The organism is Priestia sp. J2, assembly GCF_020790095.1.
GTDB classification, from domain to species: domain Bacteria; phylum Bacillota; class Bacilli; order Bacillales; family Bacillaceae_H; genus Priestia; species Priestia zanthoxyli.
Genome location: NZ_CP086208.1, coordinates 3,011,897 through 3,024,984 on the forward strand (window position 1 = coordinate 3,011,897; position 13,088 = coordinate 3,024,984).

The following is a 13,088-nucleotide window of genomic DNA, read 5'->3' on the forward strand; positions in this document are numbered from 1 at the left end:
AATCCCTTTTACCAATCGTCTCCTCCATCAAAAAAGTCTCCATCCAACAGATCCTCCCCGGCTTCTTCAATATCTTCTCCAATTTCACCAAGCGCCGAGTCTTCAAACATATCATCGATCAAATTCTCAATGAGCAGCCCGCCTAACATACCGGCTGCAAAGCCTCCCATTGCTCCTCCTAACCCGCTCATACGTGGATGATGTGAATGCTGATCATAGTGAGAAGGCTTATAATATTCATAGTCTCGAGGATTTTCCATCATCTCTTCCATCGCTTCTTCCAGCAAACGAGCGATAGTGGATGGATGGCTTAGTTCATCATTTGTAAAAAAGAGTTCGTTTTTTATTTCCCTCTCCCGGCCGAAAGAAGGCAAATCTAGCTCCAATAACACTCGTATACCTTCTCGTTCAATGGCTACCTCAAACTCAACCTCATTTACATATCCCTTTAAGAAGTCTGTAGGAAAAAATGCAAATTCTTGTTTGTATCCGTTAAATTTTCCTGAATGGTGTTTTTCTCTAAACCCAAGTGCTTCAAAGCCCTCTACTAGCTGATATAAGCTTTTTGGTGCTTTAATGCGCACAGGGTCCCGGTCTGTTGAGTCAACTCCCCCTTCAATATCTAAGTGTGTCTTAAAGAAATAGCTAACGTTGCTCGCAGAGATTGGAAGATCCAAAGGTAAATGATATGTAAATGGAATTTCCTTTTTCTCATCTTCATTAATTGTAAATGCAGAAGCTGCGCGCAGGCTTTCCACACGATGTGTATGCATTTGACCGCTTTTCATTTGAACTTCAAGCCAAAATTCAACATCAATTAAATTAATATGTTGCTGAACGTTTCCACCTTGGATGACAATAGCTCCTTCAATTACTTGACCGAGCGTATAGGCCGTTTCATTTAGTCGTAAATCCACTTTGGCAGCTCCAACTCCAATTTTAGCAAACATTTTTTTAAACATTTTTTTCCTCCTCCAAAATGCTCTTACTATATATACGAAGTATACCGTTTATAAGTTTCAACTTACAAAAAAAGAACTCAATTTCTTGAGTTCTTTCTGTTGCTTTGAAGCTCCTGTATTAAAAAACCCAGCCCCAGCAGCAGTTACGTCTTTTGCAGCAATGACGTTTTCTACAACCGCCGTGATGACAGCCACTGTGGTTACCATCGTGATGCCCTCCATCGTGGTTACCGCCGTGATGTCCACCATGATTGTCGCCATGACCCCCACCGTGGTGACCGCCGTGATCGCCACCGTGACCCCCGCCATGATGACATTTTTTATGACCTGAACGATGATCATCATCATGTTTAGGACAATGATCGTTATGCTTATAATCGTTATGACAGCATTTTCCTTCATGGCTACTTCTTGGATCATAACCAGAAGTTTTGTAATAATACTGATTAGAACACCAGCAACAGTTCTTTTTGTTGTTGTAACTCACATAAACCATCCTTATCTATAAATAAGATTTATATAGGCAATTTTATACCTATATATAAATAGATTATGTAAACTAGTACAAGGAAGTGCATTGCTGTGGGCCATGACCTAAGCCTGTTTTTAGGAGTATATGCGGGGCAGCTAAGACAAGAAAAAAAGCCATCTAAAGATGGCCTTTTTTATATTTGATTTTTCACTTTACTTGCGCTTTCTGCATAAAACTCCAGAATTTCTCTTCTTCTCACAATTCCAATAAATACACCTTGATCATCCGTTACAGGAACAAAATTTTGGTCAATTGCTTTTGAAAGGATGTTTTGAACTTCATCATATATAGCAACTGGGTTATAATCTTGATAGCGGTCAATCTCTGTTAATTTAATATTTTCCGTATCTTGAAAGCGATAGTCTCCTAGGCTTTTTAACTTCCAAAGAAGATCTCCTTCAGTAAGAACGCCTACATATTTACCATCATCGTCAACCAGCGGAACTGTAGAATAGCGATGATACTCCATTTTTTCAAGAGCCTGTCTTAATGTGGATTGAATATTTAGTGTTACAACATCACTTTTTGGTACTAAGAAAAATGCAATATTCATTTTTTAATCTCCTTTTCCTTACCCGCTCATCTTACGATTTCTATTTATTTTTTCAGTTTTCGGCTTATTTTAATGTTTTAATCATACAAAATGCAGCTCGCAGTTATCTTACATTTACAACTATAAGCTGTCAATCCTAAGCTATGTAATTTCGGCTTCTTATTTTCTTTATTACAGTACCCGTTTTCTAAATAATCAAATCCTAATTTTTAGAAAAACACGTCTAGTTAAAATGATGGTTCCTACAGCTGCTTTTTTATACTAATAAGGGCCGGAAGAGCTACTTTCAGCTCTTCTTCTCTGCGATAAGAACGCAACTGAACCTCATTATATGCTCTGTTTATACTTTTTGACTCATGAAAAAGTCCCACATGATTCGGCTAGCGTTGGGGCCTTTAGGGTCTGTATAGCTGCCCGCTGAATTCCCTCCGGACCATGCATGCCCCATTCCATTGATAATATATTTATCAATAGCCAATTCTCCCTTACTGCTTTCGTAGCGATATGTGGTATAATCACGTCCAAAGAGAATTTTTTCTTCTCTCGTTTTAACCGGGCTATCTTGAATCCATCCATCTATTCTTCCGTTATAAGCAAGATTATTCGTTGTAATCCACTGGTGAACCACTTGATCTGCATTGGCTACATTTACCGTAGAATCAGCGTTACCATGAAATACAATGAGCGGCAGTGGCTTTGCCCGTTTTCCCATTTGTTGATAAGCAATTCTCCCTTGTTTAACGGGGGAAGGACCTTTACTGGCCATGACAGAATACGCATTAAATACGTTAAGAGCCGCCTGATATTCGATACCTGCTGACACACCTATTCCAGCAAATAGTTCTGGATACGTTACCCCCATAACGATGCTCATTGCTCCTCCTGCCGACAGACCGGCAATAAACACTTTATTTTTCTGAATAAAGTGCATGTTTTGGACTTTTTTTACAATTCCTGCGATAATAGCTGGTTCGCCAAACCCTCTAATTTGATGGAGCGGTTCAAACCAGTTCCAGCATTTATTCATATTTGAGTTAGAAGACTGCTGTGGGTATACGACAATAAATTCCTTTTCATCGGCGAGCTCATTCATTTGCGTGCCTATCGCAAAATCATCTGCATTTTGTGTACATCCATGCAGCATAACCATTAGTGGGTAAGATTTTAAAATATGATAAGATTTAGGTAAATAGACCTTGAATTTTTTTCCTTTATGAGTATATGTTTTAAATGATTCAGATGACGCTTCTTGTTGTTCACTTGAAGACACAAGCGTTGACGTATTTATAACATTAGGTAGTGAACCCAACATGGTACCCCTCCTCTTTTTGTCAACGTTTTCATTTTTCTTCCCAATTACGTCCTGTATTACAATACTACATATTATTTCGTTTTTTTGCACGTTCTACATACTCTGAGAGTACAACTTGTTTTGGTTTTAAGCCGTTTTTTATATTCTTGAAATTTGGGATTTTTTTGCTATATATATACTTTATTACTATATATGAAAATTGTCACTATAATCATGAAAAAAGGACAAACATGCCGTTTGCCCTTTTATTTGGACCTTGATGTTTCAATGCCCTTTGCCGAATTCAGCCTCTATACTTTTATTATATGATACTCCCTATCATTTATATGAATTTATTGCTCTTCATGTTTAAATCTGTAACCTTTACTATTTCATACTTTGCTTTTTATTCACCAATTCTTTCGTAGCAGACGGCAAGGTGCAGGTGCGGAAGCCACGTTGAAAAAGAAGAATCTTGAAGACCAAATATTTTCGTTTAACCTCTTCTTTGTTCGCAACATTCATACAAAGGCTGATTGTAATCACTCTTTTCCCCTCCTTTTCTTTAAATAGGTATAGCCAAGAGGTGCTATTAGAGTAGATTCCTTTATTTTGCATACATTTTTTTAGAAAACTATGGTAAAAATAAGACTTATCATATGGAGGTGAATAAATTGGCAAATATCCCAAAGGATACTGAGCCCTACTGGCGCGATCATTTAAAGTTTCCAACATACCCATCTCTTTCAGAAAATCGAAAAGTTGATGTTGTAGTAGTAGGAGGCGGTATTAGCGGTATTACAACGGCTTATTTATTACAAAAAGAAGGACTGAACGTGGCGTTAATTGAAGCTGATAATATTTTAAATGGTACAACCGGTCACACAACAGCAAAGATTACAGCTCAGCATGACGTTATCTACGATGAACTGCTTTCACACATTGGCGAAGAAAAAACGCTGCTGTATTATAAAGCAAACGAACAAGCTCTGCAGTTTATGAAAAACTTAATTCAAACGGAAAACATTGACTGTGATTTTTCAGTACAAGATGCTTACTTATACGGAGAAACGCTGGAGTTTGACCATCGAGTTCGTAAAGAATTTCGAGCCTATCAGCGATTACATATTCCATGTGAATTTGCAACAGAGCTTCCTTTTAGTTTTGATATTAGAGCAGCAGCTATTATGAAAGATCAAGCTCAGTTTCATCCGTTAAAATATCTGCTTCATTTAGTAAAAAAATTCACAGAAAGCGGCGGATTGATTTTTGAAAACACCGTAGCAACGGATGTAGAAGAAAGCACATCGCCCACCGTTGTCACAAGAGACGGACATCGCATTTCTTGCAAATATGTAGTGGCGTGTTCACACTTTCCATTTTATGATGGAGCGGGCTTTTACTATACGCGTATGTATGCCAAACGTTCGTATGTGTTAGCAGCAAAAGTTGAACAAGCTTACCCTGGAGGCATGTATTTAAGTGCTGATCAGCCTACTCATTCGCTGCGTTCAACAAAAGTTGACGGAGAAGAACTCATCTTAATTGGCGGAGAAGGCCACAAAGCTGGACAAGGAATTAATACTATGTTTCACTATGAGTCCCTTCAGAGGTTCGCCGAAGAAAATTTTACTGTCCAACATTTTCGTTATAAATGGTCTGCACAAGATTTATTTACGCTTGATAAAATTCCATATATCGGGCCCCTTAAAGAAAGCAAGCCAAATATCTTTATTGCTACCGGATTTAAAAAATGGGGCATGACTCATAGCACCATTGCAGCACATATTATCCGAGATGCAATAACCGGGAAAGACAACCCATATGCAGAGTTGTATAATCCGTCTCGTTTTTATGCGGACCCTAGCCTTAAGCATTTCTTTCGTCAAAATCTTGATGTGGCTGAACACTTTATTACCGGTAAGTTTTCAATGCCTGAAAAAGGACTCGATCAGCTTCAAAATGATGAAGGGTCGGTCGTATATGTAAACAGCAAACGTACGGGGGCGTATAAAGATCCTCAAGGGAAGCTTCACTGCGTCGATACTACATGCACGCACTTAGGATGTGAAGTAAATTGGAACGCCGGTGACCGCACGTGGGACTGTCCTTGTCACGGTTCTCGTTTTTCTTACGACGGATCTGTGGTAGAAGGCCCTGCTAAAAAGCCGCTTACACCAGTGGATGTCAATTCAAGCGATAAAAAAAGCACGCCGTAGGGCATGCTTTTTTTATCATTATCAATGGATTCACATTTGAATTTACTCTTTACATCCTTCTTTTCTAAAGTATCGATTATACACTAAAACCATTGCATAAATGACTAAAAAAGAAAACGTAAAGATAATTAACCTTCCAGATTCAGGGACATGATCAAGATAGTCTGTTTCAAAAAACATAACAAACATCAAAAATGGCAATAGAAACAAAAACCAAATAAAATCTCGATCCATAAACATTTTTATAAAAAATAAAATGGCCCCGATGTAGACAATCATCAAAAACATAATCATTCACCAAATTCTATTTAATACTAGAGGTGTTGTAATGATTATATCGGATTTCTCCGGCGAAATATAGAGTCATTGGTTTTAATTTTATAAATTCCTTACAACTTTCAAACTGCTATTTTAACATAATAAGGGAATTTACTGCTGTAAAGACTCTAAGTGAGCAAAAAACTGCGGGTACGAAACGGATACCGCGTCACGATTTTCAATAATTGTTTCCCCTTCTGCAATACAAGAGGCAACAGCAAGCATCATACCGATACGGTGATCTCCGTGGCTGTTTACATTTGCTCCATGAAGTTTTGTACCTCCGTGAATAATCATTCCATCTTCCGTTGCTTCAATGTTAGCTCCCATTTTGGTTAACTCATTCACTACCGTATCAATACGGTTTGTTTCTTTGACTTTTAACTCTGCAGCATCTTTAATAACGGTAATCCCTTCTGCCTGTGTGGCAGCTAGTGCAATAATTGGGATTTCGTCAATTAGACGCGGAATTAAGTCTCCGCCTACTTCCGTACCTTTTAAGTGAGAAGCTTCTACAACTAAATCTGCATAAGGCTCTGCCGTTTCTTTTGTTTCTTTGACTGTCTCGATCGAAGCCCCCATATTTGAAAGCACCTCTAAAATACCCGTTCGAGTCGGATTCATCCCAACTTTTTGAATTTTAATGCGACTGTTTGCAATAATAGCCCCCGCTACTAAAAAGAATGCAGCTGACGAAATATCACCAGGCACTTCTACATGCGTTCCTCTTAACGTTTGACCGCCTTCAATTGAAACGGTTAATCCTTCTTCTTTCACTTTAACTCCAAACGCCTCTAGCATACGTTCTGTATGATCACGCGATTTCGCCGGTTCCGTTACAGAAGTTGTTCCTTCCGCCTGCAGTCCAGCAAGTAAAATAGCTGATTTTACTTGTGCGCTTGCAACAGGAGATGTATAGTGTATACCTTTTGCTTTCCCACCTCGAATAACAAGCGGTGTAAAATTAGCGTCTTTTCGGCCGTCTAAATGAATATTCATATCACGAAGCGGACCAGTCACACGCTTCATAGGGCGTTTGGCAATAGATTCGTCTCCAATTAACGTTGAATGAAAGGGTGTATTTGCTAAAATCCCCATCATGAGGCGAATCGTGGTGCCCGAATTTCCGACATCTAAAATATCAGATGGCTCTTTTAGCGCTTGTATACCTTTTCCTTTTACCACGACGCTTTGTTCATCAATCATTTGAATATCTACACCTAGTTTTTGAAAGCAGGAAATGGTGCTAAGGCAATCATCTCCCGGCAAAAATCCGTTAATTGTTGTTGTTCCTTCTGCAATTGAACCAAACATGACGGAACGGTGAGAAATGGATTTATCTCCTGGAATTTGAATCGTTCCTCGTAAAGCTTTTACTGTCACAATCTGTCTCTCCTTTTATGCGTGAAGCGAATCACGAAATTCTTTAGCATCTGAAAAGTAATCAAATAACTCGTGTCCGTCACCTTTTTCTACTAATAGTTTTACTTGTTCCATTTCTTTCATCCAGTCATCTAGCAATGTTAAAAGCATAGAACGGTTTTGCTTTAATATGTCTCTCCACATATGAGGGTTGCTTGAAGCAATTCTCGTAATATCTCGAAAACCGCCTGCCGCCATTTCTGTAACAAGATGATTATTTGCTGAATAGCCTTTGACTTGTCTTACTAGACTGGTTGCAATCACATGTGGTAAATGACTGACAACTCCGGTGATTTGGTCATGAGTAGCTGCATCAAGCGGTACAAATTGTGCACTTGTAGGCTCTAGCAAATGCATAAGCGCATCTATTTTTTCTTTTTGCTCATTTTCAAACGGCGTTAAAATATAGCGCGCCGAACAAAATAAATCCGCTCGTGCATTGACTGCACCGCTCGTATGAGAACCAGCCATCGGATGCCCCCCAATAAATGAAATACGTTTTTTATTCAGCGCTTGGGCTGCTTTCATAATTTCACCTTTTGTACTTCCGACATCCGTTACGATAACCGTTTCTTTAAGCTTCCAAGTAGAAAGGTCGTGTATCCATGCTGTCGTATACTCTACTGGAGTAGCAAGCACGATATAATCTGCTTGGGCTGCTTCTGTTTTTATATCTTCAGCTACATAATCAATGATACCTAGCTGGTTGGCTACTTGTACTTCATTTGTGTTGATATCAGCTCCAACGACTGTTACGTGACGATGCTTCTTCATAGCTAGCGCTAATGATCCTCCAATAAGGCCAACGCCAATAAGTAATACACGTGTTTTCACCTTTCATTCTCCTCTATTCTTTAAAATTGCTTTGCGTATTCTTCGTGTTTTTTTACATTTTCTTGAATTAACTGAATTCGATCTGCCCCAAATTGATCGATAATAGCAGATGCTAGTTCCCAAGCAATCACTGATTCTGCTACAACCGCCGCCGCCGGTACTGCACAGCTGTCTGATCGTTCAATACTTGCAGCAAACGCCTCTTTTGTATCAATATCTATACTTTGCAGCGGCTTGTATAAGGTAGGAATAGGTTTCATGACGCCTCGCACCACAATCGGCATCCCTGTTGTCATGCCTCCTTCTAAACCTCCTGCATTATTCGTTTTACGCGTATAGCCGTTTTGTTCATCCCATAGAATTTCATCATGGACTTCACTTCCCGGTCTGCGAGCTGCTTCAAAGCCTACGCCGATTTCAACGCCTTTAAACGCGTTAATGCTCATAATAGCAGCAGCTAGCTTTGAATCTAACTTACGATCATAGTGCACGTAACTGCCTACTGCAGTAGGCATTCCTTCTACTACTACTTCCACTACGCCACCAATGCTGTCTCCATTTTCTTTTGCATCATCGATTGCTTTCATCATTTTCTGTCCCGCTTCTTCATCTAAGCAGCGAACAGGTGACGCTTCAGTTTTTTCCTGAAGTTCTGTTAGCGACTCATATGCCGTTTTTTCAGCTTTCACACCGCCGATTTCAAGTACGTGACATGCAATATTTACACCTACAGCTTTTAATACTTGTTTGGCAACTGCGCCTGTGGCTACTCGTACCGTCGTTTCACGAGCAGATGAACGTTCTAATACGTTTCGCATATCTCTGTGGCCGTATTTAATCGCTCCATTTAAATCCGCGTGACCTGGACGAGGTTTTGTAATTTGTCTCTTTACTTCTTCATCATGATCAACTGGATCAGCACCCATAATATTTCTCCAGTGCGTAAAATCTTTGTTTTCAACGACTAAAGCAATTGGTGAACCAAGCGTCTCACCGTGGCGAACACCGCCTTTAATCTGAACTTGGTCTTTTTCAATCTGCATGCGGCGTCCGCGCCCATGTCCCTTTTGTCTTCTTGCTAAGTCTTCATTAATATGTTCGGCTGTTAACTCAAGTCCTGCTGGTACTCCTTCAATAATCGCTGTTAATTGAGGTCCGTGCGATTCTCCTGCTGTTAAATATCTCATATTATCGATTCCTTTCTGTTATAAAAAATAAAAAACTCGCCCCTACGTCATAGGGACGAGTTTTTCTCGCGATACCACCCTAGTTGCAAACATTACTTGCCACCTCGAATTGTTAACGATCCGCTGACCGCTCTGTAAAAGAGTACTCAAAGAGTGTAATTCGCTCACATTTTTGTACTGACTTCCACCAACCGTCAGCTCTCTGAGACAGGGAAATGTTTGCTACTAGTTTCTTATCACTGTATCACTATGAAATTAAGATAATTTTACTGCTGCACCTTTTAATTCTTCCATGAATTTGTGGAATTCAGGAATGTTCATTTGCTGTGCTGAATCTGATAGTGCTACTGCTGGGTCTGGATGAACTTCTGCCATTACAGCATCTGCGCCGATAGCAATCGCTGCTTTTGCACATGGTAATAGTAAGTCTTTGCGTCCTGTCGAATGCGTTACGTCTACTACAACTGGTAAATGCGTTTCTTTTTTCAAGATTGGAACAGCTGAGATATCTAATGTGTTGCGTGTTGCACGCTCGTATGTGCGGATACCGCGTTCACAAAGAATAATGTTTCCATTTCCGCGAGACATAATGTATTCAGCAGCGTTAATGAATTCTTCAATTGTTGCTGCCAATCCACGTTTTAAAAGAATTGGTTTGTCTACAGAACCTGCAGCTTTTAATAGCTCGAAGTTTTGCATGTTACGTGCACCAATTTGAATCACATCTACGTAGTCTAGAGCCGTTTCAATATCTTGAGGAGAAACAATTTCACTGATAATTGATAGACCTAGCTCATCTCCTACTTGACGTAAGATTTTTAATCCTTCCACTCCAAGACCTTGGAAATCGTAAGGTGATGTACGTGGTTTGAACGCTCCGCCGCGCATTAATGTAATGCCTTGTTCTTTAAGCGCTAAGCCCACTTCTTTTACTTGTTCGTAGCTTTCTACTGCACATGGTCCCATTACGAATTCTAAGTTTCCAGGTCCTACTTTTGTGCCGTTGATGTCAACGATTGTATCTTCTGATTTCTTTTTACGAGATACAAGAAGTGCTTTACGGTGATCGTCTTCTTGAAGTTCTAAGCTTGCTTTGAAAATTTCTTTGAAAATATGCTGAATTGTTGAAGCTTCGAATGGACCATTATGGTTAGCTAAGATTTGATCTAATGATTTACGTTCACGAACTGGATCAAAGCGATTCACACCTTGTGTACCTTTTACTTTTCCAATTTCTTGTGCGATTTCACCGCGTTTATTTAATAATTCTAAAATTTCTAAATTTATTTCGTCGATTTGTCCTCGTAATTGTTCTAGTGATTTTGTCATTTTAAAAATCCTCCTTTGATTTTACAACCTTGAACGGATCTTTTCGTTTAGTTTGTATTTAAAAATCCGTTTTACACCTACACAGCCGCTTATGCGGATATACAAAAAGTCCCTACTGATTGTATCAGTAGGGACGAATTGATCGCGGTACCACCCTAATTGCAAGCATTGCTTGCCTCTTCATTAAGATAACGGCTATTGCCGCTTTTGACTATTGCCAAAAGAAAGCTCCAAGAATGTAATTCGCAATCTCTTTTGTACTGATTCGCACCAACCATCAGCTCTCTGAATACAGGGAAGATTTTGCTACTATGCTCTTTTCATCGCTTGTAATGGATATAAAATTATAATGGACCGAAATACAAAAAGTCCCTACTCACCCTTAAGATTGTTCTTAAGAGTCAGTAGGGACGAAAATTCGCGGTACCACCCTAGTTGCAAGCATTTTGCTTGCCTCTTCATTAAAATAACGGCCAGGCCGTCTTTTCCTGCTCGGAAAAGATGCTCAAGGAATGTACTTCGAAAAAATTTTTGTTCTGACTCGCAGCAACCGTCAGCTCTCTGATACAGGGAAATTTTTTCTACTCGTGCTCCTATCAACGCTCAGTATTGACTATGTATGCGTACTTGGATAATCAGTTCCGATCGTTTGAAACTGTTTGTCGCTTCCAAGTTGTGTGTAATGTTGTGTGATGTTGATTTGTATTATGAATGGTTTTTTTATCTTCGTCAACACTTTTTATTAATTTTTTTTATTTTTTAAAAACCAATGCCCCTTCAAACCTATCTCTATCAAGAGTTTTGTCACTTTAATTTTTTTCAACCACGTATTCCATTTCAGAGTCATATTCAATAAATCCATGTTTTTGATACAAGCTTTTTCCAGCGGCAGAAGCATTTAACCATATTCGATTTACACCACTTTTTTGGCCGTACTGCATCAAGTGCTTTAAAATAGCGGAAGAATAGCCGTGCTTTCGGTGATCAAAAGCTGTATACATGTTCATAACATATGCTTCTTTTCCTTGAAGGTTACCCGGTGAAGGCGGACGTATAAAAAAGACGAGGCTTCCTGCTGATACAACTTTTCCATCGACTTTTAAAATAGCCGTATAATTATTTGGGCTATTTATATTCGCAGTAAAATATTCTTCTGTCGCTTTTCGAAACAGCTTCTCACTCCCATTTAGTTCTCCCAGTTCTTTCATGAGCAGCATTCGCAGGTTAACCAGGTCCTGCACGTCTTCTAATAGTGCTTTTTCAACCATTGTTCTCCCTCTTTTCGTCTCTTTTACAAAAAAAAACTCTCAGCATTTGAGAGCTTCATTTAAGCAAGAAAAACAGCTCCGTATACGAGTGCTCCGACAATAACGAACGCTGGATGCACACGTAATTTTTCCAATAAAAGAAAGCTGGCTGCTACTAAAAATAGAGTTTGCCATATACCTGAATCACCGTATGAATTCATAAAAAATTCATACGCCATTAAGCCAAGTAAAATAGCGATTACGGGACGAATGTAGTTGGTCATTTTCTTAACATTTGGTGAATCTTTATACTTAAATAATATTCGAAGTAAAATGACTAAAAGCAAAACCGACGGAGCAATCGTTGCAAAAAGAGCAATCACCGAGCCTAAAATCCCTGCCTGCTGATATCCGATAAATCCCGCCATTTTTGTCGCAATTGGACCTGGAAGCGCATTTCCAATTGCCAGCATTTCACTAAACTCTTTAACGGTAAGCCAATGGTAGCGGTCTACAACTTCTTTTTGAATGAGCGGAATCGACGCAGGTCCGCCTCCATAGCCTAAAATATTTGAAACAAAAAACGCCATAAATAGCTGAATATAAATCATACCGATTCCCTCTTTTGCTTGTGCTCATCACTTTCGCCTTTTTTTCCTTTTCGTTTTAGCGGAATCCAAGCTGCTGCCATAAGTACAATAATAATAACTGCTGGATGAATATGGGCAAATTCCATTAGTCCTAAACTAATAATGAGTAAGATAATAGCTGGCGTCCAGCCTAAACCAGACGTTGATTTTTTAAAAAAATCCCATGTCATAACCGCGAGCATCACTCCCACTACAGGAACGACTGCTTTGGTCATCCCCATAACCCAGGGCTGATCTTTAAATTGCGTTAAAGTGGTCAACAGTAATACCATTAAAAAAACGGTTGGAATAACGGCTGCAAATAAAGCTGTACCGAGACCTAAGATACCGCCGACTCGATAGCCGATGTATCCAGCCAGCTTTGTCGCAATAGGCCCAGGCAGCGTATTGGCAATTGCTAACAAATCGCCAAATTCATCGTCATCCATCCACTTGTACGTATCGACTACTTCTTTTTTTACAAGTGGAATAGCTGAAGGTCCTCCTCCGTAGCCGAGCATACCTGAGCGAAAAAACGCTATAAAAATATCCAATTGTCGCATTT

The 13,088-nt window shown here is 39.4% G+C and carries 14 protein-coding genes and 3 other annotated features; of the genes, 1 reads left to right on the forward strand and 13 read right to left on the reverse strand.

The window, feature by feature from the left end; genetic code table 11:
- Positions 1-8: 8 nt before the first annotated feature.
- The 5 genes from LJY09_RS15260 to LJY09_RS15280 form a co-directional block, all read right to left on the reverse strand.
- Positions 9-962 carry a sporulation protein gene (locus tag LJY09_RS15260; protein ID WP_028412792.1) on the reverse strand — a complete coding sequence of 318 codons (954 nt, stop codon included), beginning with the start codon at positions 960-962 and terminating at the stop codon, positions 9-11.
- A 57-nt stretch (positions 963-1,019) separates the two neighbouring features.
- On the reverse strand, positions 1,020-1,364 hold the full coding sequence (locus LJY09_RS15265; protein ID WP_028412791.1) for a hypothetical protein: 345 nt from the start codon (positions 1,362-1,364) through the stop codon (positions 1,020-1,022).
- 263 nt (positions 1,365-1,627) lie between these two features.
- Complete coding sequence (locus LJY09_RS15270) at positions 1,628-2,047, reverse strand: CBS domain-containing protein (protein WP_013057690.1); 420 nt, start codon at positions 2,045-2,047, stop codon at positions 1,628-1,630.
- A 340-nt stretch (positions 2,048-2,387) separates the two neighbouring features.
- The gene (locus LJY09_RS15275; RefSeq protein WP_016764703.1) at positions 2,388-3,359 is read right to left on the reverse strand and encodes an extracellular catalytic domain type 1 short-chain-length polyhydroxyalkanoate depolymerase; all 972 of its coding nucleotides are present in this window, start codon (positions 3,357-3,359) and stop codon (positions 2,388-2,390) included.
- A 366-nt stretch (positions 3,360-3,725) separates the two neighbouring features.
- Positions 3,726-3,884 (reverse strand): hypothetical protein, encoded by a 159-nt coding sequence (locus tag LJY09_RS15280; protein WP_155017373.1) that lies wholly within the window; start codon positions 3,882-3,884, stop codon positions 3,726-3,728.
- A 128-nt stretch (positions 3,885-4,012) separates the two neighbouring features.
- Here LJY09_RS15280 and LJY09_RS15285 point away from each other — a divergent pair, with 128 nt between their 5' ends.
- Complete coding sequence (locus tag LJY09_RS15285) at positions 4,013-5,557, forward strand: FAD-dependent oxidoreductase (RefSeq protein ID WP_028412790.1); 1,545 nt, start codon at positions 4,013-4,015, stop codon at positions 5,555-5,557.
- A 42-nt stretch (positions 5,558-5,599) separates the two neighbouring features.
- Here LJY09_RS15285 and LJY09_RS15290 read toward each other — a convergent pair whose 3' ends face one another.
- The 8 genes from LJY09_RS15290 to LJY09_RS15325 form a co-directional block, all read right to left on the reverse strand.
- Positions 5,600-5,845 (reverse strand): hypothetical protein, encoded by a 246-nt coding sequence (locus tag LJY09_RS15290; protein WP_013057694.1) that lies wholly within the window; start codon positions 5,843-5,845, stop codon positions 5,600-5,602.
- 141 nt (positions 5,846-5,986) lie between these two features.
- Entirely contained in the window at positions 5,987-7,258 is a 1,272-nt protein-coding gene (aroA, locus tag LJY09_RS15295) for a 3-phosphoshikimate 1-carboxyvinyltransferase (RefSeq protein ID WP_028412789.1), read from the reverse strand.
- Between the two features lie 15 nt (positions 7,259-7,273).
- Positions 7,274-8,131, reverse strand: a complete 858-nt coding sequence (locus LJY09_RS15300; RefSeq protein ID WP_028412788.1) for a prephenate dehydrogenase — start codon at positions 8,129-8,131, stop codon at positions 7,274-7,276.
- 20 nt (positions 8,132-8,151) lie between these two features.
- Positions 8,152-9,318 (reverse strand): chorismate synthase, encoded by a 1,167-nt coding sequence (aroC, locus tag LJY09_RS15305; protein WP_028412787.1) that lies wholly within the window; start codon positions 9,316-9,318, stop codon positions 8,152-8,154.
- Between the two features lie 48 nt (positions 9,319-9,366).
- Positions 9,367-9,567: a binding site (T-box leader), on the reverse strand.
- A gap of 6 nt (positions 9,568-9,573) precedes the next feature.
- On the reverse strand, positions 9,574-10,647 hold the full coding sequence (locus LJY09_RS15310; protein WP_013057698.1) for a bifunctional 3-deoxy-7-phosphoheptulonate synthase/chorismate mutase: 1,074 nt from the start codon (positions 10,645-10,647) through the stop codon (positions 9,574-9,576).
- Between the two features lie 126 nt (positions 10,648-10,773).
- Positions 10,774-10,980 (reverse strand) — a binding site (T-box leader).
- Positions 10,981-11,050: 70 nt separating this feature from the next.
- Positions 11,051-11,256: a binding site (T-box leader), on the reverse strand.
- 200 nt (positions 11,257-11,456) lie between these two features.
- Positions 11,457-11,915: a GNAT family N-acetyltransferase gene (locus LJY09_RS15315; RefSeq protein WP_028412786.1), complete on the reverse strand. Its 459-nt coding sequence runs from the start codon at positions 11,913-11,915 to the stop codon at positions 11,457-11,459.
- Positions 11,916-11,974: 59 nt separating this feature from the next.
- On the reverse strand, positions 11,975-12,505 hold the full coding sequence (locus tag LJY09_RS15320; protein ID WP_014459451.1) for a chromate transporter: 531 nt from the start codon (positions 12,503-12,505) through the stop codon (positions 11,975-11,977).
- On the reverse strand, positions 12,502-13,086 hold the full coding sequence (locus LJY09_RS15325) for a chromate transporter (protein WP_028412785.1): 585 nt from the start codon (positions 13,084-13,086) through the stop codon (positions 12,502-12,504). Before LJY09_RS15325 ends, LJY09_RS15320 begins: the two co-directional genes overlap by 4 nt.
- Positions 13,087-13,088 lie beyond the last annotated feature (2 nt).

What these genes read in the sequence shown, in the direction of transcription:
- LJY09_RS15260 (WP_028412792.1), bottom strand. Translation starts at nt 962, where the DNA reads ATGTTTAAAAAAATGTTTGCTAAAATTGGAGTTGGAGCTGCCAAAGTG.
- LJY09_RS15265 (WP_028412791.1), bottom strand. Translation starts at nt 1,364, where the DNA reads ATGAAGGAAAATGCTGTCATAACGATTATAAGCATAACGATCATTGTC.
- LJY09_RS15270 (WP_013057690.1), bottom strand. Translation starts at nt 2,047, where the DNA reads ATGAATATTGCATTTTTCTTAGTACCAAAAAGTGATGTTGTAACACTA.
- LJY09_RS15275 (WP_016764703.1), bottom strand. Translation starts at nt 3,359, where the DNA reads ATGTTGGGTTCACTACCTAATGTTATAAATACGTCAACGCTTGTGTCT.
- LJY09_RS15290 (WP_013057694.1), bottom strand. Translation starts at nt 5,845, where the DNA reads ATGTTTTTGATGATTGTCTACATCGGGGCCATTTTATTTTTTATAAAA.
- aroC (WP_028412787.1), bottom strand. Translation starts at nt 9,318, where the DNA reads ATGAGATATTTAACAGCAGGAGAATCGCACGGACCTCAATTAACAGCG.
- LJY09_RS15310 (WP_013057698.1), bottom strand. Translation starts at nt 10,647, where the DNA reads ATGACAAAATCACTAGAACAATTACGAGGACAAATCGACGAAATAAAT.
- LJY09_RS15315 (WP_028412786.1), bottom strand. Translation starts at nt 11,915, where the DNA reads ATGGTTGAAAAAGCACTATTAGAAGACGTGCAGGACCTGGTTAACCTG.
- LJY09_RS15320 (WP_014459451.1), bottom strand. Translation starts at nt 12,505, where the DNA reads ATGATTTATATTCAGCTATTTATGGCGTTTTTTGTTTCAAATATTTTA.
- LJY09_RS15325 (WP_028412785.1), bottom strand. Translation starts at nt 13,086, where the DNA reads ATGCGACAATTGGATATTTTTATAGCGTTTTTTCGCTCAGGTATGCTC.